Source organism: Georgenia sp. Z1344, assembly GCF_049856295.1.
GTDB lineage: Bacteria > Actinomycetota > Actinomycetes > Actinomycetales > Actinomycetaceae > JB111.
The window spans coordinates 18,412-43,357 of record NZ_JBNDMZ010000013.1; the positions used below are offsets into that span (position 1 = coordinate 18,412).

Annotated in this window: 17 protein-coding genes, 1 pseudogene and 1 riboswitch; of the genes and pseudogenes, 15 read left to right on the top strand and 3 right to left on the bottom strand. The window is 72.5% G+C overall.

Features of this window, described 5'->3' with window-relative positions:
- Positions 1–377: 377 nt before the first annotated feature.
- Positions 378–5,312, top strand: coding sequence for a SpaA isopeptide-forming pilin-related protein (locus ACPYO6_RS14230; protein WP_425715428.1), 4,935 nt, complete (start codon positions 378–380; stop codon positions 5,310–5,312).
- Between the two features lie 155 nt (positions 5,313–5,467).
- On the opposite strand, the gene purU is transcribed toward ACPYO6_RS14230, so the two are convergent.
- Positions 5,468–6,331, bottom strand: coding sequence for a formyltetrahydrofolate deformylase (gene purU, locus ACPYO6_RS14235; RefSeq protein ID WP_425715429.1), 864 nt, complete (start codon positions 6,329–6,331; stop codon positions 5,468–5,470).
- A 98-nt stretch (positions 6,332–6,429) separates the two neighbouring features.
- On the opposite strand from purU, the gene ACPYO6_RS14240 reads away from it, so the two are divergent.
- From ACPYO6_RS14240 to ACPYO6_RS14265, 6 genes are all read left to right on the top strand, one after another.
- Positions 6,430–6,945, top strand: coding sequence for a GNAT family N-acetyltransferase (locus ACPYO6_RS14240; protein WP_425715430.1), 516 nt, complete (start codon positions 6,430–6,432; stop codon positions 6,943–6,945).
- 33 nt (positions 6,946–6,978) lie between these two features.
- Positions 6,979–7,081: riboswitch (ZMP/ZTP riboswitch) on the top strand.
- 49 nt (positions 7,082–7,130) lie between these two features.
- Positions 7,131–8,432: a serine hydroxymethyltransferase gene (gene glyA / locus ACPYO6_RS14245; protein WP_425715431.1), complete on the top strand. Its 1,302-nt coding sequence runs from the start codon at positions 7,131–7,133 to the stop codon at positions 8,430–8,432.
- Positions 8,429–9,301, top strand: coding sequence for a bifunctional 5,10-methylenetetrahydrofolate dehydrogenase/5,10-methenyltetrahydrofolate cyclohydrolase (locus tag ACPYO6_RS14250; protein ID WP_425715432.1), 873 nt, complete (start codon positions 8,429–8,431; stop codon positions 9,299–9,301). Before glyA ends, ACPYO6_RS14250 begins: the two co-directional genes overlap by 4 nt.
- 116 nt (positions 9,302–9,417) lie before the next feature.
- The gene (locus tag ACPYO6_RS14255) at positions 9,418–9,930 is read left to right on the top strand and encodes a (2Fe-2S)-binding protein (protein WP_425715433.1); all 513 of its coding nucleotides are present in this window, start codon (positions 9,418–9,420) and stop codon (positions 9,928–9,930) included.
- On the top strand, positions 9,927–10,940 hold the full coding sequence (locus tag ACPYO6_RS14260; protein ID WP_425715434.1) for an FAD binding domain-containing protein: 1,014 nt from the start codon (positions 9,927–9,929) through the stop codon (positions 10,938–10,940). Before ACPYO6_RS14255 ends, ACPYO6_RS14260 begins: the two co-directional genes overlap by 4 nt.
- Complete coding sequence (locus ACPYO6_RS14265; RefSeq protein ID WP_425715435.1) at positions 10,933–13,005, top strand: xanthine dehydrogenase family protein molybdopterin-binding subunit; 2,073 nt, start codon at positions 10,933–10,935, stop codon at positions 13,003–13,005. The genes ACPYO6_RS14260 and ACPYO6_RS14265 overlap by 8 nt, the downstream gene beginning before the upstream one ends.
- A 9-nt stretch (positions 13,006–13,014) precedes the next feature.
- On the opposite strand, the gene ACPYO6_RS14270 is transcribed toward ACPYO6_RS14265, so the two are convergent.
- Both ACPYO6_RS14270 and ACPYO6_RS14275 read right to left on the bottom strand, forming a co-directional pair.
- Positions 13,015–13,587: an XdhC family protein gene (locus ACPYO6_RS14270; RefSeq protein WP_425715436.1), complete on the bottom strand. Its 573-nt coding sequence runs from the start codon at positions 13,585–13,587 to the stop codon at positions 13,015–13,017.
- A 458-nt stretch (positions 13,588–14,045) separates the two neighbouring features.
- Positions 14,046–14,228, bottom strand: a pseudogene (locus ACPYO6_RS14275) (XdhC family protein); the annotation flags it as partial.
- Positions 14,229–14,319: 91 nt separating this feature from the next.
- Between ACPYO6_RS14275 and ACPYO6_RS14280 the strand changes: the two are divergent.
- From ACPYO6_RS14280 to ACPYO6_RS14315, 8 genes are all read left to right on the top strand, one after another.
- Positions 14,320–15,135 carry an exodeoxyribonuclease III gene (locus ACPYO6_RS14280; RefSeq protein ID WP_425715437.1) on the top strand — a complete coding sequence of 272 codons (816 nt, stop codon included), beginning with the start codon at positions 14,320–14,322 and terminating at the stop codon, positions 15,133–15,135.
- 128 nt (positions 15,136–15,263) lie between these two features.
- Positions 15,264–16,514, top strand: a complete 1,251-nt coding sequence (locus tag ACPYO6_RS14285) for a YihY/virulence factor BrkB family protein (protein ID WP_425715438.1) — start codon at positions 15,264–15,266, stop codon at positions 16,512–16,514.
- Positions 16,511–17,629 (top strand): mannose-1-phosphate guanylyltransferase, encoded by a 1,119-nt coding sequence (locus ACPYO6_RS14290; protein WP_425715439.1) that lies wholly within the window; start codon positions 16,511–16,513, stop codon positions 17,627–17,629. Before ACPYO6_RS14285 ends, ACPYO6_RS14290 begins: the two co-directional genes overlap by 4 nt.
- Positions 17,630–17,735: 106 nt before the next feature.
- Positions 17,736–19,013 (top strand): amidohydrolase, encoded by a 1,278-nt coding sequence (locus ACPYO6_RS14295; protein WP_425715440.1) that lies wholly within the window; start codon positions 17,736–17,738, stop codon positions 19,011–19,013.
- 277 nt (positions 19,014–19,290) lie between these two features.
- Positions 19,291–20,460: a BMP family lipoprotein gene (locus tag ACPYO6_RS14300; RefSeq protein WP_425715441.1), complete on the top strand. Its 1,170-nt coding sequence runs from the start codon at positions 19,291–19,293 to the stop codon at positions 20,458–20,460.
- Between the two features lie 170 nt (positions 20,461–20,630).
- Positions 20,631–22,199 carry an ABC transporter ATP-binding protein gene (locus ACPYO6_RS14305; RefSeq protein WP_425715442.1) on the top strand — a complete coding sequence of 523 codons (1,569 nt, stop codon included), beginning with the start codon at positions 20,631–20,633 and terminating at the stop codon, positions 22,197–22,199.
- Positions 22,196–23,626, top strand: coding sequence for an ABC transporter permease (locus ACPYO6_RS14310; protein ID WP_425715443.1), 1,431 nt, complete (start codon positions 22,196–22,198; stop codon positions 23,624–23,626). The genes ACPYO6_RS14305 and ACPYO6_RS14310 overlap by 4 nt, the downstream gene beginning before the upstream one ends.
- Complete coding sequence (locus ACPYO6_RS14315) at positions 23,623–24,933, top strand: ABC transporter permease (RefSeq protein ID WP_425715444.1); 1,311 nt, start codon at positions 23,623–23,625, stop codon at positions 24,931–24,933. Before ACPYO6_RS14310 ends, ACPYO6_RS14315 begins: the two co-directional genes overlap by 4 nt.
- Positions 24,934–24,946: the final 13 nt, after the last annotated feature.

Genomic DNA, 24,946 nt, shown 5'->3' on the forward strand with positions numbered 1-24,946 from the left:
ACGAGACAGCGTCCGTCTGCCGGATCCATGGCAGGCGGGCGCTGTCGTGCTGTCTGCCGGCCGAGCTCGGCCTGGTGGTTCGCGCACCGCTCATGCATGGCGGGTCCGTATCGAGCAACCCTCCTGACCAGGCCAGAAGGCCATGCATGGCCCGCTGCTGCCTGGCCGGGACCGTCGGGTGGACGGCAGGTGAACGACCGGAACATAGTTGACGACAAGATGGCGTTGACCGGGCGTTTCGTTTCCGGACGATGTGAGGATGGCTGAGGCGAGTCCTGCGCTCGTCGATTCCCTCCCCCCTGGTCAAGGAGCAGTTCAACGTGTCTCAACGCCCACTCAACGGACGGCGGGGGGTGGGACTCGGCGCAGTGGCTGCGATGGTCCTCACCCCTCTGGCCGTCCCCGTCGTCGCGGCACCCGCGGCGGCAGCCCCCGACGGCACCGACGTCATCATCAACGAGTACTACACGCGCGGCGGCTCCACCGGCCAGCCGTTCCAGCAGGACTTCGTCGAGCTCTACAACCCGACCGACGCCCCCGTCGACCTCAGCGAGATGTCGCTGCAGTACCGCGGACGCGGCAGCGGGCTGTCGCACGGCACGCACGACCTCTCCGGCACCATCCAGCCCGGCGAGTACTACGTCGTAGCCATGCGTGGCGGTGTCGACGCGCACGGCGAGGACCTCATCCCCTCGGCCGACGAGTACGCCGAGAACACCACGGCGAGCTACAACCTCGGCGTCATCGCGCTCGTCGACACGCAGGACACGATCGCGCTCCCGACCGGGTCGATCGACACGACGCAGCACGAGCAGATCATCGACCTCGTCGGCACCGGCTCCGTCAACGCGTACGAGGGCACCGCTGCCGCGGCGAGCCAGGGCGGTTCGACCGACCCCCGGTCGTGGCACCGCACGGACTTCGTCGACACCGACGACAACGCTGCCGACTTCACGATGGCCGCCCCGAGCCCGGGGACCGACGCCCCCGTCGTCGAGGACCCGATCGTCAGCTTCGCGATCAACGGCACGGACGGTGCGGCTGTCAACGGCACGCAGTGGACCTTCACCGACGCCGAGGGCTCGGCGTTCGTCGTCGTCGACGGTGGTACCGCCGACGGTGAGAACGTCCTCGGGGACACCGACCCGGCCCAGGGCGCGATCACGGTCGAGGGTCTGCCCGCCGGCGACTACACCGTGACCGACACGAGCTCGCTGCGCGCCTGGCAGCGCGCCGAGGCGTTCGAGGCGACCATCGAGGGTGGCGAGCAGTCGCTCGAGGACATCGTGCTCGACCTCAACGGCATCGCTCAGGTCCGGACGCACGACGCCGCCGGTGCATACGTCGAGGGCGCAACGGTCCGCTTCACGACCGCCAACGGCACGCAGATCGATGTTGTCGACAATGCCGAGGGCGACCACAACTCGCTCCCGGGTGTCATCAGCGTGGAGGGCCTGCCTCTCGGCGCCAGCACGTACGAGATCGTCGCGGCGCCCGAGGGCTACGAGATCCCGGCCGACGATGCCCGCTCGCGGACGTTCTCGCGCTCGGGCTTCAGCTTCGTCGATTACCGCGCCTTCGTGCTCCCCGCGACCCCCGTCGTTCCCGGCCCGCTCACGGTGAGCGTCGAGAACATGCAGGGCGACACGGTCGGCTCCACGGGCTGGCTGTTCACTGCTGAGGACGGCACGCAGTTCTACCTGGCGGACAACAACCGCAGCAACGGTGGCGAGATCACCACGCTGGAGGACACGGACAGCGCGTTCGGCTCGATCGTGGTCGACGGCCTCCCGGCCGGCGAGTACACGGTGACCAACGAGAGCGCGGGCTCCTCCGCCTACCGCGCTCCGGCGGCGGCCACGGTGACGGTCGACGGCGGCGAGCAGGCGCTCGTGCCGTTCGTCATGCTCGGCAACGGGCGCATCGCGGCATGGGTGACCGACGAGGCGGACGAGCCGATCGAGGGTGTGACCGTTCGGTTCACGCACTCCTCGGGTGAGTCCGTCGAGGTTGTCGACGGGTCCGAGCAGGACCTGGCTCCGGCGGCCGGCACGGTGCGTGCGGGCAACCTCGAGCTGGGTGACTACACGGTCGAGATCATCGAGGCCGAGGGTTACGACGTCGAGGCGGCCGAGGCCCTCACGACGACGATCGACTCCGGTACCTCCTCCCGGTTCGCCGGCGGCTGGGTCCTGACCGAGATCCCGGTCGTCCCGGGCCCGGTGACGTTCACGGTCGCCGACTCGTCCGACTACACCATCAGCAACACGGTGTGGCAGTTCACCGACGCCGAGGGCGAGACCTTCACGGTGGCGGACAACAACGCGCGTCAGGCCGACCTCGACGACGCGAACGACGCGAACGGTCAGGCGTCCGTCTCCGGCATCCCGGCCGGCGAGTACACGGTCGAGAACATCTCGGTGGCCTCGCCGTGGCGTGCCGCGGAGCCGGTCTCGGTGACGATCACCGGGGACGAGCAGGATCTGGGCGAGTTCGTCCTCCCGGGCAACGGGCGCATCGCGGCATGGGTGACCGATGAGGACGACGCGCCGATCGAGGGCGTGACCGTTCGGTTCACGCACGCCGACGGCACGAGCGTCGACGTTGTCGACGGGTCCGAGGCTGACCTTGCTCCGGCGGCCGGCACGGTGCGTGCGGGCAACCTCGAGCTGGGTGACTACACGGTCGAGATCATCGAGGCCGAGGGTTACGACGTCGAGGCGGCCGAGGCTCTCACGACGACGATCGACTCCGGTGCGGCGGCCGTCTGGGCCGGCGGCTGGGTCCTGGCCGAGATCCCGGGTCCGCTGAGCATCTCGGTGCTCAACACCCTGGGTGACACGGTCGGGTCGACGGCCTGGCTGTTCACCGCTGAGGACGGCACGCAGTTCTACGTGGCGGACAACAACCGCAGCAACGGTGGCGAGGTCACGACGTTGCGTGACTCGGACAACGCGTTCGGTTCGATCGTCGTCGACGGCATGCCTGCCGGCGAGTACACGGTGACGAACGAGCGTCACGGTTCCTCGGCCTACCGCGCCCCGGAGCCGGTCACGGTGACGGTCGACGGTGGCGAGCAGTCGCTCGAGCCGTTCGTCATGCTGGGCAACGCGTCCACGACCGTCTACCTGCAGGACGAGGCGGACGAGTACGTGGCGGGTGCGACCTTCCGGATCACCGACGCGGACGGCGAGAGCCGCGACGTCGTCGACGGTGGCGAGGGTGACGGCAACGACCGCGACGGTTACGTCGAGTTCGGTCAGCTCGAACTGGGCACCTACACGGTGACGATGGTCGAGGCGCCGGAGGGTTACTCCTTCGACGAGTCCCAGGAGCTCACGGTCACGCTGACCGCGGGCGCTCCGCACCGCTTCGCCGGTGGCCTCCGCGTCGCGGAGATCCCCGGCCCGGTCTCCTTCACGGTGGCCGACTCGTCCGACTACGCGATCAGCAACACCACGTGGCAGTTCACCGACGCCGAGGACAACGTCTTCGTCGTCGCGGACAACGACGCGCGGAACACTGACATCGCCAACCTGTCCGACTCGGACGAGGCGAACGGTGCCTTCTCGGTGATGGGCCTGCCGGCTGGTGAGTACACGGTGGAGAACATCGGCGTGGCCAGCCCCTGGCGCGCGTCCGAGCCCTTCTCGGTCACCATCACCGGGGACGAGCAGGACCTCGGCGAGTTGGTCCTGCCGGGCAACGGCCGCATCGCGGCCTGGGTGACCGACGAGGACGACGCTCCGATCGAGGGCGTGACGGTTCGGTTCACGCACGCCGACGGCACGAGCGTCGACGTTGTCGACGGGTCCGAGGCTGACCTTGCTCCGGCGGCCGGCACGGTGCGTGCCGGTGGTCTCGAGCTGGGTGAGTACACGGTCGAGATCATCGAGGCCGAGGGTTACGACGTCGAGGCGGCCGAGGCCCTCACGACAACGATCGACGCAGGGACGTCCTCCCGGTTCGCGGGTGGCTGGGTCCTCGCCGAGATCCCCGGCCCGGTCTCCTTCACGGTGGCCGACTCGTCCGACTACGCGATCAGCAACACCACGTGGCAGTTCACCGACGCCGAGGACAACGTCTTCGTCGTCGCGGACAACGACGCGCGGAACACTGACATCGCCAACCTGTCCGACTCGGACGAGGCGAACGGTGCCTTCTCGGTGATGGGCCTGCCGGCTGGTGAGTACACGGTGGAGAACATCGGCGTGGCCAGCCCCTGGCGCGCGTCCGAGCCCTTCTCGGTCACCATCACCGGGGACGAGCAGGACCTGGGCGAGTTCGTCCTCCCGGGCAACGGCCGCGTGAGCGTCTACGCGACCGGTCCGGACGAGGAGCCGGTCGCCGGCGTGACCTACCGCTTCACCGGGTCGAACGGCGACACGCTCGACGTCGTCGAGGGCTCCGAGCAGGACACGAGCGACGCCGAGGGCACCCTGCGTGTCGACGGCCTCGAGCTCGTGACCTGGACCGTCCAGGTCGTCGCGGTGCCCGAGGGCTTCGAGTTCGACGCCGAGGAGACCCGGGAGGCCGTGCTCAGCGCCGGCATCCCGGCGCGCTTCGCCGGCGGCTTCGACCTCACCGAGACGCCCGTCGAGCCGGAGCCCGAGCCGGAGCCGGTCCCGCCGACGCCGGGTCGTGGGTTCTACCTCAACGACGGCTGGGACATCTGGGCCGACCACGAGTTCTCCTTCGGGCGCCCCGGCGACGAGGTCCTGGTCGGTGACTGGGACGGCGACGGGTCCGACACGCTCGCGGTCCGCCGCGGGAACGCCTACTTCCTGTCCAACTCCCTCTACGGGGGCAACGCGGACATCGAGCTGACGTTCGGCCGCTCCGGGGACACCGTGCTCGTGGGTGACTGGAACGGCGACGGCGTGGACACCTTCGCCGTCCGACGCGGGAACAGCTACTTCCTCACCAACCGCCACACCGGTGGGGACGCGGAGACCGAGCTGGACTACGGCCGCGCGAACGACCAGGTCCTGGTCGGTGACTACGACGGCGACGGGACGGACACGTTCGCGGTGCGTCGTGGGGCCCGGTACTTCGTGTCCAACAGCCTGGCCAGTGGTTGGGCGGACGCGGAGTTCACCTACGGGCGCGCGGCCGACCAGGTGCTCGTGGGTGACTGGGACGGGGACGGCAGCGACACGTTCGCCTCGCGTCGCGGGAACCTGTACCTGATGTCCAACACCCTCACCGGTGGTTGGGCGGACCGCGAGGTCCACTACGGCCGCTCGGGCGACGAGGTGTTCGTCGGCGACTGGAACGGCGACGGCGCGGACACCCTGGGTATCCGCCGCTGATCCGACCTGACGGTCACGCGTGAGCGGGCCCCGCACCCTGATGGGTGCGGGGCCCGCTTCGTCGTCGTGGGCGGGGTGAGCGCTCACTCGTCAGACGGACAGCCGCTCACCCGCCGAGGGACCCCCACCCTCGTGACGGAAAGTCCCCGCAGTCGTCAGGGGAGGACGACGGTCCGGTGACCGTTGAGGAGCACCCGGTGCTCGGCGTGCCAGCGCACCGCCCGGGCCAGCACGCGCCGCTCGACGTCCTGCCCGCGCGCCACGAGCTCGGCGACCTCGTCGGCGTGGGTCACCCGTTCGACGTCCTGCTCGATGATCGGCCCCTCGTCGAGGTCCGCCGTCACGTAGTGCGCGCTCGCCCCGATGAGCTTGACGCCTCGCGCGTGCGCCTGGGCGTAGGGGCGCGCGCCCTTGAAGCTCGGCAGGAACGAGTGGTGGATGTTGATGGCCCGCCCGGCGAGCTTGCGGCACAGGTCGTCGGAGAGGATCTGCATGTACCGGGCGAGGACCACGAGCTCGATGCCGAGCTCGTCCACCAGCGTCATCAGCCGCGCCTCGGCCTCCGGCTTGGTCTCCTTCGTCACCGGCACGTGCAGGAACGGGACGTCGTAGAACCGCGCGAGGGGCTCGAGGTCGGGGTGGTTGGACACCACGGCCGCGACGTCGACCTGGAGGCGGTCCGAGCGCTGCCGGAACAGCAGGTCGGTGAGGCAGTGCGCCTCCTTGGAGACCAGCACGATCGTGCGCAGCGGGCGTCCGACGACGTCGAGCGTGTACGTCATGTCGAACCGCTCGGCGAGCCCCTCCACGGCGGCCCGCACGTCGTCGACGTCGTGCTCCGTGCGGACCTGGACCCGCATGAAGAACAGGCCGGTCTCGGGGTCGCCGTACTGCTGGGACTCCGTGATGTTGCCGCCGTGCTCGGAGAGCAGGCCGGAGACGGCGTGCACGATGCCGGGCCGGTCCGGGCAGGACAGGGCGAGGACGAGATGCTGCGGGTCGACGACTGTGGGGTTCACCGGCGGCACCCTAGTCGTCCGCGTCGGGCCGCCGCCGAGGTGACCACTCCGCGCGCCGAGGTCCGACGCGGGGGCGTCGGGGATGGAAGACTACCGACATGGACGTAACCATCGACGTGGTCGACGACGAGCACGCTGGCGAGCTGATGACGGTCCGTCGTGCCGCGTTCGTCACGGAGGCCCAGATCTACCAGGACCCGCACCTGCCGGCCCTCACGCAGTCGCTCACCGAGCTGCGCGCCGACCTGGCGCGCGCCGACGTCGTGACGATCGGCGGCTGGCTCGGCCACCGGCTCGTCGGCTCCGTCCGGGTCGAGCTCGGCGGGGACCGGGCGACCCTCAGCCGCCTCGCCGTCGTCCCCGACCTCCAGAACCAGGGCATCGGCACCGAGCTGCTCATGTCGGTCCTCGAGTACCTGCCCGAGGAGACCGCGGAGGTCTGGATCTCCACCGGCCAGGACTCGGTGCAGAACCTCGCGATGTACCAGAAGAACGGTTTCGAGCACCAGTTCGACCAGCACACCGGCGACCTCACGTACGCCTACCTGCGCCGCATCCTCGGCGAGGGGGACCCGGTCGGGGCGAGCGCCGACGCCGCGCGCAGCGCCGAGTAGCCGGACGGCGGAGGCTCCCGCGGGCCGGTAGGCTGACCACGTCGTGACTGGCGAGAGGTGGATCGACCACCGGGGAGCGACGCGACCGTGGTCCGCCACGGGGAGAAGTCTTCGGCCGTCCGCCTGGGTCGAGGTCACCACAGTCGTGAGAGCTCACGCCGTGGCGTGACCGACCGAGGAGAGAGATGACCACCGAGACCAGCCCCACCGCCCGTTCGCTCGACGCCCCGCTCGCGGAGGTGGACCCGGAGATCGCCGCGGTCCTCGAGGGCGAGCTCACCCGCCAGCGCGAGACCCTCGAGATGATCGCGTCGGAGAACTTCGTCCCGCGCGCCGTCCTCCAGGCCGCCGGCTCCGTCCTGACGAACAAGTACGCCGAGGGCTACCCGGGGCGCCGCTACTACGGCGGCTGCGAGCAGGTCGACATCGCGGAGAACCTCGCGATCGACCGCGCGAAGTCGCTCTTCGGCGCCGGTTGGGCCAACGTCCAGCCGCACTCCGGGGCCCAGGCCAACGCGGCCGTCCTCCACGCGCTGCTCACCCCGGGCGACCCGCTGCTGGGCCTCGACCTCGCCCACGGCGGTCACCTCACGCACGGGATGCGGATCAACTTCTCCGGCAAGCTCTACGACGTCTCCGCGTACGGCGTGGACGAGCAGACCCACCGGATCGAGATGGACGCCGTCCGCGAGACCGCCCTCGCCACCCGGCCCAAGGTCATCGTGGCCGGCTGGTCCGCCTACCCCCGCCAGCTCGACTTCGCCGCCTTCCGCGAGATCGCGGACGAGGTCGGCGCCTACCTGTGGACCGACATGGCGCACTTCGCGGGGCTCGTCGCCGCGGGCCTCCACCCGAACCCGGTCCCGCACTCCGACGTGGTGTCCACGACGATCCACAAGACGATCGGCGGTCCCCGCTCCGGCATGATCCTCGCGAAGGACCCCGAGCCGCTCGGCAAGAAGCTCAACTCGGCCGTGTTCCCCGGCCAGCAGGGCGGACCGCTCATGCACGTCGTCGCGGCCAAGGCCGTGGCCCTCAAGCTCGCCCACGGCGACGAGTTCAAGGACCGCCAGCGCCGCACGGTCCAGGGCGCGCAGATCCTCGCCGAGCGCCTCCTCGCGGAGGACGTCGCCTCGACCGGCGTCTCGCTCGTCACCGGAGGCACGGACGTCCACCTCGTGCTCGTCGACCTGCGCAACCACGCGCTCGACGGCCAGCAGGCCGAGGACCTCCTGCACGCGGCCGGCATCACGGTCAACCGCAACTCCGTCCCGTTCGACCCGCGTCCCCCGCGCGTGACGTCCGGCCTGCGAATCGGCACCCCCGCGCTCGCCACCCGCGGGTTCGGGGAGACCGAGTTCCGGGAGGTCGCCGACATCATCGCCATCGCCCTGCGGGACGGTCAGAGCGCCGACGTCGAGGCCCTGCACGCCCGCGTCGACGCCCTCACCGCCCAGTTCCCGCTCTACGAGGGCCTCGCCCAGTGACCGCCCGGCTGCTCCCCGGCGGCCCGGTCGCCGAGTCGGTCCTCGCGGACGTCCGCGAGCGCGCCGCCCGCCTCGTCGAGGGCGGCACGACGCCGGGCCTGGGCACGATCCTCGTCGGCTCCGACTCCGCCTCGGCCGGGTACATCCGGATGAAGCAGGCGAAGGCCGCCGAGCTCGGCTTCACCTCGCCCCACATCCACCTGCCCGACGACGCCACCCAGGCCGACGTGCTCGCCGCCGTGTCCGAGATGAACGACGCGGCGGACGTCCACGGCGTGCTCCTCCAGCACCCCACGCCACCGCAGATCGACTTCGACGCCGCGCTCCTCGCGCTCGACCCGGACAAGGACGTCGACGGCCTGCACCCGGTCAACATGGGGCGGCTCGCACTGGGCATGCCCGGCCCCGTCCCGTGCACGCCTGCGGGCATCGAGGCGCTGCTCGCGTTCCACGACATCCCGATCTCGGGGCGCGAGGTCGTCATCCTCGGCCGCGGCACCACCCTCGGCCGGCCGCTCGCGCTGCTGCTGTCGCAGAAGCGGGCGACGGCGAACGCCGCCGTCACGGTCGTCCACACCGGCGTGCCGGACTGGGAGCGGTACACGCGCCGCGCGGAGGTCGTCATCGCCGCCGCGGGCGTGCCCGGCATCCTCCGGCCCGAGCACCTCTCGCCGGGCGTCACGGTCGTCGGCGGTGGCGTGCGCTACGAGGGGCGGAAGCTCCTGCCCGACGTCGACGAGTCGTGCGCCGAGGTCGCCGGGGCCATCACGCCGCGGATCGGCGGGGTGGGACCGACGACGATCGCGCTGCTGTTCCGCAACGCGGTCGAGGCGGCGGAGCGGGCGACCGCCACCGGTACGGCCGCATAAGTCGACCCGGCTCCGACCCGGCCCCGACCGGCCCCGGGTGGTCGGTCCGCGGTTGCCGACCCTCGGACGCGGGTCTAGCGTCGAGCGACGCCGCCCACGATCCCGCGGAGGTACCTGTGGATCACCAGCTGGAACTCGTCGTCGACGGCGAGGAACGCACCGTGGCCGTCGACCCGCGCACCACCCTGCTCGATGCCCTTCGGGACCGGCTGGGCGTGATGTCGCCGAAGAAGGGCTGCGACCACGGCCAGTGCGGGGCGTGCACCGTCCTCGTCGACGGCCGCCGCCTCAACTCCTGCCTCGCGCTCGCCCTCGTCCACGACGGGGCCGAGGTCACCACGTCGGACGGTCTCGCCGAGGGCGACGCACCCGCCGCCCTGCACAGGGCCTTCCTCGAGCAGGACGCGTTCCAGTGCGGCTACTGCACGCCGGGACAGGTCTGCTCGGCCGCCGGCATGCTGCGGGAGGCGGCCGACGGCGCACCGAGCGCCGCGAGCGACGACCTCGAGGGACCGACGGAGCTGTCCGACGCGGAGATCCGTGAGCGGATGAGCGGCAACCTGTGCCGCTGCGGCGCCTACGTCAACATCGTGGCGGCCGTCCGGCAGGTGGCGGAGGAGCAGCGATGAGACCCTTCGACTACGAGCGGGCCGCCGACCCGCAGGGCGCGGTCGCCGCCGTCGCGGACCGCCCGGACGCCGCCTTCCTCGCGGGCGGCACGAACCTCGTCGACCACCTCAAGCTCGGCGTGCGCGAGCCGGACCTGCTGGTCGACATCAACCGGCTCGACCTGGCAGAGGTCGAGGACCTGGACGACGGCGGCGTGCGGATCGGGGCGATGGTGCGCAACAGCGACCTCGCCGCGCACCCCCGCATCCGCCGGAACTACCCGGTGCTCTCGCGCGCCCTGCTCTCTGGTGCCTCCGGGCAGCTGCGCAACGCGGCGACCACCGGCGGGAACCTGCTGCAGCGGACCCGCTGCGTGTACTTCCAGGACGTCAGCACGCCGTGCAACAAGCGCGAGCCCGGGTCCGGCTGCTCGGCGATCGGTGGCTACACCCGGTACCACGCCGTCCTCGGCGCGTCCGAGCACTGCGTCGCCACCCACCCCTCCGACATGGCCGTCGCCCTGGCCGCACTCGACGCCACGGTCGTCGTCCTCGGGCCCGACGGTGAACGCCGCCTCCCGGTCGTCGAGCTCCACCGGCTCCCGGGCGACCGGCCCGAGACGGACACGGTCCTCGCCCACGGCGAGCTGATCACGTCGGTGGAGCTGCCCCCGCCGACGCCGTCGTCCCGCTCCACCTACCGGAAGGTCCGCGACCGCGCCTCCTACGCCTTCGCGCTCGTCTCCGTCGCCGCGGTCGTCGACCTCGACGAGACCGGCCCTACGCCGAGGATCCGGGACGCACGGATCGCGCTCGGCGGCGTTGCCCACAAGCCGTGGCGGGCGCGGCCGGCCGAGGAGGTGCTGCGCGGCGCCGAGCCCACGCGCGAGGTGTTCCGCCGCGCCGCCGACGCCGAGCTCGAGGCGGCGAGGACGTTGGAGGGCAACGCGTTCAAGGTCCCCATGGCGCGCGGCACCCTCGTCGCCGTGCTCGCCGAGCTCACCGGCATCGAGGTGAGCGACGATGAGTGAGCTCCTCGCCGCCTCCGCGATCGGCACCGACCCGGCACGCCTCGAGGGCGCCGACAAGGTCCGCGGCCGCGTGCCCTACGCCTACGAGCACGAGGTCGGCACCGCGCTGTACCTCTACCCGCTGCAGGCCACCGTGGCCCGCGGCCGCGCGGCCGGCATCGACACCGCCGCCGCCGGGTCCGTCGACGGGGTCGTGCACGTCCTCACCTACCGGGACGCGCCGGCGCTCGGCGACACCTCCGACGGCGAGCTCGCCGTCCTGCAGAGCGCCGAGATCGGATTCCGTGGCCAGTACCTGGGCGCCGTGGTCGCCACGACGCCGGAGGTCGCGCGGCACGCCGCCGGCCTTGTCGAGATCCGCTACGAGCACCAGGAGCACGACGCCGACTTCCGCGCCGACCATCCGTCGCTGCGCGAGCCGGAAGGCGGCGCGGACGACGTCGACGACGGCGACCTGGACGCGGCCCTGGCCGACGCGGAGGTCGTCGTCGACGAGAGCTACGCGACGCCGATGGAGCACAACAACCCGATGGAGCCGCACACCACCGTCGCGCGCTGGGACGGCGACCGGCTCACCCTGTGGATGTCGACGCAGGGCGCGCACCCGGCACGGGAGGCGCTCGCCCCCGTCCTCGGGATCGAGCCGGAGCAGCTGCGGATCGTGGCCCCGCACATCGGCGGCGGCTTCGGCTCCAAGGGACTGCCGCACGCCGACGCCGTGCTCGCGGCGCTGGCCGCGCGCGGCGTGCCCGGGCGCGCGGTGAAGTACGCCGTCTCCCGGCAGCAGATGTTCGCGCTCACCGGCTACCGGGCGCCGACGCGTCAGCACGTGCGGCTCGGCGCCCGCGCCGACGGCACGCTCACCGCGTTCGGGTTCGACGCGGTCGCGATGTCCTCGCGCACCAAGGAGTTCACGGAGCTGGCCGCCAAGCCGGCGCGCATGATGTATGCCGGACGACACAGGCGGATCACCCAGCGCGTGGTGCCCCTCGACGTCCCCGTGCCGTCGTGGATGCGCGCCCCCGGCGAGGCGCCCGGCATGGTGGCGCTCGAGATCGCGATGGACGAGCTCGCCGCCCGCTGCGGCGTGGACCCGATCGTCCTTCGCGAGCGCAACGAGCCGGACGCCGACCCCGACACCGGCTTGCCGTTCAACCGGCGCCGGCTCATCGAGTGCCTGCACGTCGGCGCCGAGCGCTTCGGCTGGGCCGACCGCGATCCGGCCCCGCGCTCGCGACCCGAGGACGGCTGGCTGATCGGCACGGGGGTCGCCTCGGCGCTCTACCCCTCGTTCCGGCAGCCCGGCTCGGTCGCGCGCATCCGTCGCACGGACGGCGGCTACCGCGTCGACATCGGCGCGGCGGACCTCGGCACCGGAACCTGGACCACGCTGAGCCAGGTCGCTGCGGACGCGCTGCGCGTGCCGCTGTCCCAGATCGACCTGCGGATCGGCGACACGGACCTGCCGAACGCCACCGTGGCGGGCGGCTCGAGCGGGCTGTCCAGCTGGAGCGCCGCCGTCCTGACGGCCGCGGAGAACTTCCACGACGAGCACGGCGCCGACCCCGCCGCCGGGGCCGAGGCGGAGGGGACGGCCGACCCCAACCCGGCGTCGAAGGAGCTGTCGCTCAACTCGTTCGGGGCGCACTTCGCCCAGGTACGGATCAACGAGTCCACGGGCGAGATCCGGCTCGACCGCATGCTGGGCGTCTTCTCCGCCGGCCGGATCGTCAACCCCCGCACGGCGCGGTCGCAGCTCATCGGCGGCATGACGATGGGCGCGGGCATGGCCCTCCTCGAGAAGAGCGAGCTCGACCCTCGGTTCGGCCACGTCGTCAACCACGACCTCGCCGAGTACCACGTGCCGGTGAGCGCCGACATCCCCGAGATCGACGTCACCTGGCTCGACGAGGAGGACCCCGCCTCGGGACCGCTGGGCGCGCGCGGGATCGGCGAGATCGGCATCGTCGGCTCCCCGGCCGCGATCGCCAACGCCGCCTACCACGCCACCGGTGTGCGCGTGCGCGACCTGCCGCTCTTCGGGGACGCCTTCCTGCGCGGCTGACAGTCTCGGTCAGGACCGCCCGGTCAGCGCTTCGCGCGCCGTCCCCGACGCCGGGTGCAGCGGACCGTCGCCGGCGCTGAGCGGTGCGATCCGACGGGTCCCGGCACGGACGCCGAGCATCTCGGCGAGGATCGCGACGGCCACCTCGGCCGGCGTGACGGCTCCGAGGTCGAGCCCGATGGGGGAGTGCAGCCGCGCGAGCGCGGCCTCGCCGACGCCCTGCGCGCGGAGCGCCGCCCGCCGGTCGCGGTCGGCCGGCCGCGAGCCCATCGCTCCGACATAGGCGACGCCGAGGTCGAGCGCCCGGGCGATCGCCGGGAGGTCGACCTTGGGGTCGTGCGTGAGCACGCAGACGAGGCTGCGCGAGTCGAGGTCGCCCGACCGCGCCGCCTTCTCCAGGTACAGGTGCGGCCAGTCGCGCACCACCTCGGCGCCCGGGAAGCCGTCCGGGTCGGTGAAGGCGGGACGAGGGTCGCAGACGGTGATCCGGTGGCCGAGCGGGCGCGCGGCCTCGACGAGCGCGTGGCTGAAGGCGTTGGCACCCGCCACGACCAGGTGCACGGGCCGCGTGCGGGACTCCACACGAGCTCCAGCGGCTCCTCCTGCTCGTGGCCCGGCGATCCGCCCGGCGGCGCGCAGCGCACGCGGCCCGTCCGGCCCGAGCGCACCATCTCGCCCACCTGCGCCGTCGCCTGCTCGAGCGCAGGACCGGGGACCATCGGAGCGAGCGCCGACCGCACAGCGGCCTCGTCCTGGTCGAGGAGCACCACGGCGCCCGGGACCGAGGACGGGCGTCCGCCCCGCCCGCCCGACGTGCCGGACCCGCCGGGACCGGCGGCTCCCGGCAGCACGGCGACCATCGCGACCGGCTCCCGGGTCTGCACGGGCACGGCGTGGTCCGCGGGGAAGAACGGCTGGACCAGCACGTGGACGCTGCCGCCGCACATGAGGCCGACGGCCAGAGCGTCGTCGTCGCTGTAGCCGAACCGGTGCACCGCCGCGCGGCCGGTCGCCAGCGCGTCCTGGCAGGCCTCGAGCACCGCACCCTCGACACAGCCGCCCGTGAGCGAGCCTCGCACGGTCCCACCCGCGTCGACGAGCATCGACGTGCCGACGGGACGCGGCACGGATCCGGTCGTGGCCACGACGGTGGCCAGGGCGCACGCGCGAGGCCGGACAGGGTCGGTGAGCCGTTCCTGCAGCTCGGCGAAGGACTCCAGCACGTTCCCAGGCTAGGCGGGAGCGGAGTCGTATCCGCGCCCGTCGAGCGTCGGCACGTTCCCGGCCCTCGGCAGGGCCTGGCACGATGGCGGGGTGAAGATCGCAACCGTCAACGTCAACGGGGTCCGGGCCGCCTACCGCAAGGGCATGGGGGAGTGGCTCGCGGAGGCCGCCCCCGAGGTCGCGCTCCTCCAGGAGGTCCGCGCCGACGAGGCCACGCTCTCCGGTCTCCTCGGGGACGGGTGGACCGTGGTCCAGCAGGCCAGCGACCTCAAGGGCCGGGCGGGCGTCGCCATCGCCACGACGCTCGACGTCACGGCGGTGCGCATCGGCCTGGGGACCGAGAAGGAGGCCCCGGTCGACACGGGGCGGTGGGTCGAGGCCGACGTCGTCGTCCCCGGCCTCGACGTCCCGCTCACGCTGGTCTCCGCGTACATCCACTCGGGCACGGTCACCGACCAGCAGAAGATGGACAACAAGTACGCCCACCTGCGCCGCACCACGGCCCGGCTGTCCGAGCTCACCGAGCAGCACGCCGCAGGCGAGCGCGAGGTCCTGCTGGCCGGCGACCTCAACATCGTCCGCACCGAGCAGGACATCAAGAACTGGAAGGGCAACCACAACAAGACCTCCGGCGTGCTCGACGACGAGATCGCGTTCGTCGACACCTGGATCGACGAGCTCGGGCTCGTCGACGTCCACCGGCAGCTCTCCGGTGACGTCCAGGGCCCGTACACGTGGTGGTCGAACCGCGGCAAGGCGTTCGACAACGACGCCGGCTGGCGGATCGACTACCAGCTCGTCACCCCCGGGTTCGCCGGGCGTGCCCAGGAGTCGCAGGTCGACCGCGCCCCGAGCTGGGACACGCGCTGGTCCGACCACGCCCCGCTGGTGGTCACCTACGCCTGACCGGGCTCGCCCACCCGTACTCTCGACGGGCGTGGCCCGACCGCGCCCCGCTCGTCGTCGTCGTCGCCCTCGCCCGACCGGTCCGTGAGCGTGCGACGAACGCGCGCGAGGTCGATAACCTGCAGGGTGTGACCGAGACGACGAGGGTGACCGAGGCCGACGACCCCCGGCCCGCCGACGGGGCACCGACCCTGAAGGACCGCGCGCTCGCGGCCTGGGAGTGGGTGCAGAGCTCCCGGCTGTGGCGGGCGAACCAGCGCTACGGGACGGCGCGCGGCGCCATGCTCGCGGGCGGCATCGCGTACTCGGCCCTGTTCTCGATCTTCGCCGCGCTCGCCATCGGCTGGACGATCTTCAGCCGCATCATGGGCGGCAACGACGAGCTGCGCCAGACCGTCATCGACGCCGTCAACGACGCGATGCCCGGCATCATCGACGACGGCACCAACGGCGGCCTCGTCAGTCCCGACCAGCTCGTCGTGTCCACGGCGCTCAACCCGGCGTCGATCATCGCCCTCGCCGTCCTGGTCTGGACCGCGAGCTCGGTGATGAACAACCTCCGGCTCGCCATCCAGGCGATGTTCGGCATCAACGCGCCGCCCGAGAACTTCGTCGTCGGCCGGCTCGCGCGCCCCATCGCCGGGTTCGTCGTCCTCGCGCTCGCGGTGCTCACCACCGCGATCGCGTCGATCATGGTCAACACGATCGGCTCGACGGTGCTCGACCTCATCGGCATCGAGGGACAGACCGGCCAGTGGCTGCTGCGCATCGGGACGATCGCGGCCTCGTTCGTCATCGACGCGCTCGTCTTCGTCATGCTCATCTCCTTCACGGCGTCCGTGAAGCCGCCGCGGAAGGACCTCCTGGCGGGCGCCGCGATCGGCGCCGTCGGATCGGGTGTCCTGCGTGCGCTCGGCACCAGCGCGGTCGGGGCCGTCGACAACCCGCTCCTCGCCGGTTTCGCCGCGATCGCCACCCTGCTGCTCTGGGTCAATCTGCTCGCCCGCCTCATGCTCTACGTCAGCGCCTTCATCGCGAACCCGCCGCTGCCGCAGCTCGCCGAGGCTCCCGAGGAGGTCCACTTCACCGAGCGGCCGAACTACATCACCGAGTCCGTCCCGGAGACCAAGGACTGGCCGCACCAGCAGATCACGGGCGTCATCGACGTCGACCCGTCGCTCAATCCCGACGCCGTCGCGGCCCGCGAGCGCGAGGAGCGGATCGCCGAGGAGATGGGGTCGAACCCGGGCGGCTTCCTCGGGTCGTTCCGCGAGCGCCGCGTGCGCAGGCTCGAGGAGAAGGCCGCGGAGGCCCGCCGGGAGCTCGACGCCGACACGCGCAAGGTCTACGAGAAGTACGGGCCGAAGGACGAACGGTGAGCGTCCCGGTCGAGCCGGACGGCGTTCCGGTGATCCACGCGATCGTCCCGGCCGGCGGGGCGGGCACGCGCCTGTGGCCGCTCTCGCGCCGCGACCGCCCGAAGTTCCTCCTCGACCTCACCGGGTCCGGGCGCTCGCTCCTCGAGGCCACGGTCGGCCGCCTCGCACCGCTGGCGGCGACGACGACGATCGTCACCGGCGTCGCCCACGCGGAGGCCGTGGCCGAGCAGGTGGGGGACCGCGCCGAGGTCGTCGCCGAGCCCAGCCCGCGGGACTCGATGGCCGCGATCGGCCTCGCCGCCGCGATCCTCGCGGAACGGCACGGACCCGACGCGGTGATCGGCTCCTTCGCCGCGGACCACCTCGTCACCGACGAGGCGGCTTTCGTCTCCGCGGTCGCCCAGGCGGCCGTGGCCGCGCGGCGCGGCGACGTCTCCCTCGTCACCGTCGGCCTCACGCCGACCCACCCCGCCACCGGGTTCGGCTACATCGCCGTGGGCGAGCCGCTGGGGGAGGAGCACGCCCCCGACGCCCGCCGCGTCGACAGCTTCGTCGAGAAGCCCGATGCCGCCACCGCACGCACCTACGTCCACGGCGGCGCGCACCTGTGGAACGCGGGCATGTTCGTCGCCCTCGCCGGGGACCTCCTCGACGCGCTCGCGGAGCTGCACCCCGAGCTCGCGACCGGGCTCGGTGCCGTCGGCCGGGCCTGGGACACCCCCGAGCGCGACGCCGTGCTCGACGAGACCTGGCCGACCCTCACCCGCATCGCCATCGACCACGCCCTGGCCGAGCCGCTCGCCGCGGAGGGCCGCGTCGCCGTGGTGCCCGCCGACCTCGGGTGGACCGACGTCGGGGACGCCGACTCGCTGGCCTCGGTCCTCGTCCCCGACGACCGCGGGGTGGCCGCAGCGCCGGGGACCCGCATCGTCGCCGAGGACGCCGAGGGCGCCTTCGTCCACGCGCCCGGTCGCACGGTGGCCCTGCTCGGGGTGCCCGGCGTCGTCGTCGTCGACACCGGTGACGCGCTGCTCGTGACGACCCGCGAGCGGGCCCAGGGCGTCAAGGGGGTCGTCGACTCCCTCGAGGGGCGCGGCCTCGGTCACCTCGCCTGAGGGCACCTCGCACGGGGCGGGCCGGCCCCGGACCGCTCGACACCGGACCGCCCCGCCGGTGGCAGCCTCACCCAGGGCCGCCCGCGGGCCCGAGTACCGTTGAGCGGTGCCTGCCCCCGACCTGCTGTCCGCCGTCGTCTCCTCGATCGACGCCCGCTCCGACGATCTCGTCGCGTGGCGCCGCCGCATCCACATGAACCCGGAGACGGCGTTCACCGAGCACGAGACGGCTGCGTTCGTCGAGGAGGTCCTCATCGGCGCCGGCCTGAGCCCGCGCAGGGTCGCGGGGACCGGCGTCGTCGTCGACCTCGGTCCGGACCCCCGCCGCTCCCACCCCGCCCCGCCGAACGGCGCGAGCACCCCCGCCGACCGGTCCCGCCGATCGGGCGGCCGGCACGTGCCCGGCGGGCGGCTCGCGCTGCGCGCCGACATGGACGCGCTGCCGATCCCCGAGACCACGCGGCTGCCGTTCGCGTCGAAGCGGCGCGGGGCCGCCCACGCCTGCGGGCACGACATCCACACCACCGCCCTGCTCGGCGCCACCCTGGCGCTCGCCGAGCTCGACGCGGCGGGCCGACTGGCCCGCGGCGTGCGTGCGATCTTCCAGCCGGCCGAGGAGGCCCAGCCCTCGGGCGCTCGCACCCTGGTCGAGCACGGCGTGCTCGAGGGCGTGGGCGGGATCTTTGCGCTGCACTGCGACCCCAAGCTCGACGTCGGCCGGCTCGGGAGCCGCATCGGCGCGATCACCGCGGCCTCCGACGCCGTCACCGTCCACGTGCGCTCCGACGGCGGCCACACGTCGAGGCCGCACCTGACCGGGGACGTCGTCAACGCCCTGGCCACCGTCGTCACCGGCCTGCCCGCCGTGCTGCGCCGCCGACTCGACCCGCGCATCGGGGTCGACCTCACGTTCGGCGCGATCCAGGCCGGGACCGCCGCCAACGCCATGCCGTCGACCGGCGTGCTGCGCGGCACCCTGCGCTGCCTCGACGCCGACGCCTGGCAGGAGGCGGGTGCGCTCGTCGAGCCCGCCGTGCGCGCGATGCTCCAGCCCTTCGGGGTCGAGGTCGACGTCGAGGTGCTCCAGGGCATCCCGCCGGTCGTCAACGACGAGCGCGCCACCCGAGCCCTGGACCGGGCGGCCAAGTCGGTCCTCGGCGAGGACTCGACCGAGCTGACCGAGCAGTCGCTCGGTGGGGAGGACTTCGCCTGGTACCTGCGCAGGGTCCCCGGTGCGCTCGCGCGCCTCGGCACCCGCACCCCCGGGGGGACGACCTACGACCTCCACCGCGGGGACGCGCAGTTCGACGAGCGTGCCCTCGCCGCCGGCGCCAAGGTCCTCGCCGGTGTGGCCCTCACGGGTGCCTCCGACGCGTCCTCCTGACCGCCGGCCGGACCTCGCCGGGGACCGCGACGGGACCGGCTCGGCGCCGTCCGACAGGGCCTCCTCACCGCCGCGTCGCGGCCCGCCGGGTCCCACTCCTCGGACCCGCGATCCAGTGGGCGAACAACCGGTGTCGACCGGGTGACCGACGCGACAACGGGGCCGGTCACGGATGCGCATCAACTGGCCGGACGGGGCCGTCCGGGCCACTAGTGTGAGCCGCACTCACCCCGGTGCGTCGGCAATCGGAGCCGACGCCGGACGGATCGGAGATCGCGTGAAGAAGACCCTCACCCTCAGCAGCGTCGCCCTCGCTGCGGCCCTCGTGCTCGCCGCCTGCGGCGACGCGCCCGACGAGGAGGGCTCGGCCGACGGCGACGAGTCCACCCCCGCCGAGGACACGGGCGGCGAGACGGGCTCGGAGAGCGGCAGCGAGTCCGCCTCGGGCGGCGCCACCGGTGCCTCGTCCGACACGACCGCCTGCATGGTCTCCGACCAGGGCGGCTTCGACGACCAGTCGTTCAACCAGTCCGGCGCCGAGGGCCTGCAGGAGGCCGTCGACACGTACGGCATCGGCCAGATCCTCGTCGAGTCCCAGACGGACGCCGACTACACCCAGAACGTCGACTCCCTCATCTCGCAGGGCTGCAACCTCGTGTTCGGCGTCGGCTTCCTCCTCGAGAACGCCATCGAGCAGGCCGCGAACGACAACCCCGACGTCAGCTTCGCGCTCATCGACTCCGGCTTCCAGACCGACGACTTCCAGCCCGTCGAGCTCGAGAACGGCCGCCCGCTCATCTTCGACACCGTCCAGGCGGCCTTCCTCGCGGGCTACGCCTCGGCGGGCATGTCCGAGACCGGTATCGTCGCCACCTTCGGCGGCATCCAGCTCCCGTCGGTCACCATCTTCATGGACGGCTTCGCGCTCGGCGTCGACGCCTACAACGAGGACAACGGCACCGACGTCGCCGTCCTCGGCTGGGACGAGGAGGCCCAGGAGGGCTCCTTCACCGGCAACTTCGAGGACCAGGGGCAGGGCCAGACCCTCGCCGACCAGTTCATCGCCCAGGGCGCGGACATCATCATGCCGGTGGCCGGCCCCGTCGGCCTCGGTGCCGCCGCGGCCGCCGAGTCGGCCGGCGACGTCATGATCGTCGGCGTCGACTCCGACTGGTACGAGTCGACCGACTACGGCGACATCGTGCTCACCTCGGTCCTCAAGGAGATCGGCCAGTCCGTCGTCGACACCGTCGGGGACTACGAGGAGGACAGCTTCGACAACACCCCGTACGTGGGCACCCTCGAGAACGGTGGTGTGTCCATCGCCCCGTTCCACGACTTCGAGGCGGACGTGCCGTCCGAGCTCGTCGACCGGCTCGCGGAGCTCGAGGAGGAGATCATCTCCGGCGAGCGCACCGTGGAGTCGGTGTCCAGCCCGCAGCAGTGATCTCGCCGCGACCCTGAGCGGTCGTACGACCCACGGCGGCCCGGCCCGGTAGGCCGGGCCGCCGTGGCGTCCCCCTCGGTCGGCGCTAGTGTGACGACCGCCCCGACCCGCCCGCCGTCCCGCTCCCCGCGTCGGCCGGCCCAGACGAAGAGCGAAGGAGCTCAACTCCCGTGAAGCTCGAGCTGCGCGGCATCACCAAGGTCTTCGGGCCGCTCGTCGCCAACGACTCCGTCGACCTCGTGGTCCGGCCCGGCGAGATCCACGCCCTCCTGGGCGAGAACGGCGCCGGCAAGTCCACCCTGATGAACGTCCTGTACGGCCTCTACCGGCCCGACGGCGGACAGATCCTCATCGACGACGAGCCCGTCGAGCTCGACGGACCGGGCGACGCGGTGGCCGCCGGCATCGGCATGGTCCACCAGCACTTCATGCTCGTGCCCGTGTTCACCGTCGCCGAGTCGGTCGTCCTCGGCCAGGAGCCCACCGGCCCCTCGGGCCTCATCCGCAAGCGGGAGGCGGCCGGTCTCGTCCGGCAGATCTCCTCGCGCTTCGGGTTCGACCTCGATCCCGACGCGCGCATCGGCGACCTCCCCGTCGGCGCCCAGCAGCGCGTCGAGATCGTCAAGGCCCTGTCCCGCCAGGCCTCCATCCTCATCCTCGACGAGCCCACCGCCGTGCTCACCCCGCAGGAGACGGACGAGCTCATCGCCATCATGCGCGAGCTCAAGGCGGCGGGCACCTCGATCGTCTTCATCACCCACAAGCTCCGCGAGGTCCGCGCGGTCGCCGACACCATCACCGTCATCCGCAGGGGCAAGGTCGTCGCCACCGTCGAGCCGTCCCTGCCGGAGGCCGAGCTCGCCTCGCTCATGGTGGGGCGCCCCGTCGAGATGCAGGTCGCCAAGGAGCCGGCCCAGCCCTCCGGCGAGGGCTTCGCCCTCGAGAACGTCACCGTCCTCGACGACGAGAACCGGGTGGTGCTCGACGACGTGTCGCTCGACGTGCGCCGGGGCGAGATCCTCGTCGTCGCGGGCGTCCAGGGCAACGGGCAGACCGAGCTGACCGAGACGATCCTCGGCCTCACCCGACCGGTGCGCGGCCGCCTCACCCTCGACGGGAAGGACGTCACGCGCCGCGGCGTCAAGCAGCGCCTCCACGGCGGCCTCGGCTTCGTCCCGGAGGACCGGTCGACGGACGGCGTCATCTCCTCCTTCTCCGTGGCCGAGAACTACGTGCTCGACCTCTACGACACCGCCCCCTTCGCCGCGGGGCCGTCGATGCGGCCCGGCGAGGTGGCCCGCAACGCCGAGGAGCGCACGAAGGAGTTCGACGTGCGGCTGACCTCGGTCGACGACCCGATCTCCACCCTCTCGGGCGGCAACCAGCAGAAGGTCGTCATGGCCCGGGAGATGTCGAAGCCCCTGCGGCTGTTTGTCGCCTCCCAGCCCACCCGCGGGGTCGACGTCGGCTCCATCGAGTTCATGCACCAGCGGATCGTCGCCGAGCGCGACGCGGGCACGCCGGTCGTCATCGTCTCCACCGAGCTCGACGAGGTCGTCGCCCTCGGCGACCGCATCGCCGTGATGTACCGCGGCGCGATCGTCGGCGTCGTCCCCGGGGACACCGACCGGGACACCCTCGGGCTCATGATGGCGGGCGTGCCCGCAGACGAGGCGGCCGCTCAGGCCGCGACCCACCGCACGACCCTCGGCGCAGCCGACGAGGAGGAGGTCTCGTGACCGAGTCGAACGCCGCCGCGGCCCGCGTCCCGGGCGACCCGGCCGCCGGGCCCGTGGCCGGCCCGGGGGAGGAGGAGTCGACCGCGAGCGGCCGCCGCCGCGACTGGCCGCGCACGCTGCGGGACATCTCCACCAAGGGCTGGCTCGTCACGGTCCTCGCGATCGTCGTGGCCCTCGTCGTCGGGTCGATCCTCGTCATCGTGTCCTCCCCGCGGGTCGCCGAGACGTCGAGCTACTTCTTCGCGCGCCCCTGGGACACGATCTACGCCGCGATCGACGCCGTGTACGGCGCCTACCAGGCGATGTTCCGCGGGGCCATCTGGGACTTCCGCGCCGACTCGCTGACCGGCGCGCTCCAGCCCCTGTCCAACACCCTGGTCAACTCGGTCCCGCTCATCCTCGCCGGCCTCGGCCTGGCCATCGGCTTCCGCGCGGGCCTGTTCAACATCGGCGGCCAGGGCCAGATCATCCTCGGCGCCATCGTCGCCACCTACATCGGGTTCAGCTGGGACCTGCCGGTCGTCCTCCACCTGCTCGTGGCGATCGTCGGTGGTGCGGTCGGCGGGGCGGCGTACGCGTCGATCGCCGGCATCCTCAAGGCGCGCACGGGCGCCAACGAGGTGATCGTGACGATCATGCTCAACTCGATCGCCGGGTTCCTCGTCCTGTACGTCCTCAAGTCCACGGTGTTCGGCGGCGAGCGGCCCAACGGCCAGACGTCCTTCCGGGTGGACCCCGACGCGACCTACCCGCTGCTGCTCGGTGCCGACTTCCGCCTGCACGCCGGCCTGATCGTCGCGATCCTCGCCGCGGTCTTCACCTGGTGGTTCCTCGAGCGCTCGACCTGGGGCTTCGAGCTCCGCGCCGTCGGTGCCAACCCGGACGCCGCGCGCACCGCCGGCATCTCGGTGCCCAAGGCCACGATCGTGGCGATGGCCGTCTCGGGCGCGCTGTGCGGACTCGCCGCGACCGGCCCCGTCCTCGGGACCGAGAAGTACCTCTCCCTCGGCGTCGCCGGCACGTACGGGTTCGACGCGATCACCGTCGCCCTGCTCGGCCGGTCCCGACCGTGGGGCACGTTCTTCGCCGGCCTGCTCTTCGGCGCGCTGCGCGCCGGCGGCACCCTCATGTCGACGACGAACACCACCCCGCTCGAGGGTGCGCCCGCGGCGATGCCGATCGAGTTCATCCTCGTCCTGCAGTCCGTCATCGTCCTGTTCATCGCGGCGCCCCCGCTCGTGCGGTGGATCTTCCACCTGCCCGACCCGACGCGGCCCGCCAGGAAGCGCCGCGAGAGCAGGCGCAGCGGCACGTCCCGGTCCGCCCGCGGGTCCCGCCGCGGCACCGATGCCACCGCCCCCGCCGACGACGCCGCGGACGCCACCGCCACGGCCGACGCCCGTACCAGCACCTCGGAGGAGTCATGAGCGCCGCCGTCGCCGAGCGCGACCTCACGCCCGACCAGGGGCCCATCGAGCAGACCACGCGGGACGAGCTCGCCCCGCGGTCCTGGCGCTGGACGATCGTCCATGCCGTCCTCGCCCTCCTCGTGCTCGGCTGGTTCCTGCCGCGCACCCCCGAGGGCGCGACCACGTTCCAGTTCTCCCTGCGCAACGACGTCGTCCAGATCCCCAACGTCGAGCTGCCCGGCTTCACCACCGTGCTCGTCCTCGGGCTCGTCATCGTCGCGGTCCTCGGGGTCGTCACCTTCCTCGCGTGGTCCCGCAAGCGGGTGACCGTGTGGCTCCAGGTGATCAGCGTCCTCGCGCTCGTCATCGCGTTCCTCACCTGGGTCGGCGCGGGGCGGCCGACGATCATCCCCGTCACCTCGCTCGTGGCAGGCGGCCTCGCGCTGTCGGTCCCGCTCGTGTTCGGTGCGATGTCGGGCATCCTGTGCGAGCGCTCCGGCATCATCAACATCGCCATCGAGGGCCAGCTGCTCGCCGGCGCGTTCCTCGCGGCCGTCGTCGCCTCGATGACCGCGTCCGCCTACGTCGGCATGGTCGCCGCACCGGTCGCCGGCGCGCTCGTCGGCGGCCTGCTCGTGCTCTTCTCCGTGAAGTACCACGTCGACCAGATCATCGTCGGCGTCGTGCTCAACGTCCTCGTCCTCGGTGTCACCGGCTTCCTGTTCTCCACCGTGCTCTCCGGCGACGGCACGGACCTCAACCAGCGGATGCGGCTGCCCGAGCTGCCGATCCCGTGGCTGTCCGACATCCCGATCGTCGGTCCGGTGCTGTTCAACCAGTCGATCCTCGTCTACCTCATGTTCGCCGGCGTGATCGCGCTGCAGATCTACCTGTTCCGCTCCCGGTGGGGCCTGCGCCTGCGCGCCGTCGGCGAGCACCCCAAGGCGGCCGACACGGTGGGCATCGACGTCATCCGTACCCGCGTCTGGTCGACCATGCTCGGCGGCGCCGTCGCCGGGCTCGGCGGCGCGTTCCTCACGGTCGGCTCCGGGCTCGCCTTCGGCAAGGACATGTCCGCCGGGCAGGGGTACATCGCGCTCGCCGCGATGATCCTCGGGCGCTGGAACCCGGTCGGGGCGGTCGCCGCGGCCCTGCTGTTCGGGTTCGCCAAGAACGTCGGCAACGTCCTGTCGTCGATCAACTCGCCCGTGCCGTCCGAGATCCTGCTCATGCTGCCCTACGCGGTGACGATCGTCGCCGTCGCGGGCCTCGTGGGCCGCGTCCGCGCGCCCGCCGCGGAGAACATCCCCTACATCAAGGGCTGAGGCCCGAGGCCGC

What these genes read in the sequence shown, in the direction of transcription:
- ACPYO6_RS14230 (WP_425715428.1), top strand. Translation starts at nt 378, where the DNA reads ATGGTCCTCACCCCTCTGGCCGTCCCCGTCGTCGCGGCACCCGCGGCG.
- ACPYO6_RS14265 (WP_425715435.1), top strand. Translation starts at nt 10,933, where the DNA reads ATGAGTGAGCTCCTCGCCGCCTCCGCGATCGGCACCGACCCGGCACGC.
- ACPYO6_RS14240 (WP_425715430.1), top strand. Translation starts at nt 6,430, where the DNA reads ATGGACGTAACCATCGACGTGGTCGACGACGAGCACGCTGGCGAGCTG.
- glyA (WP_425715431.1), top strand. Translation starts at nt 7,131, where the DNA reads ATGACCACCGAGACCAGCCCCACCGCCCGTTCGCTCGACGCCCCGCTC.
- ACPYO6_RS14315 (WP_425715444.1), top strand. Translation starts at nt 23,623, where the DNA reads ATGAGCGCCGCCGTCGCCGAGCGCGACCTCACGCCCGACCAGGGGCCC.
- ACPYO6_RS14260 (WP_425715434.1), top strand. Translation starts at nt 9,927, where the DNA reads ATGAGACCCTTCGACTACGAGCGGGCCGCCGACCCGCAGGGCGCGGTC.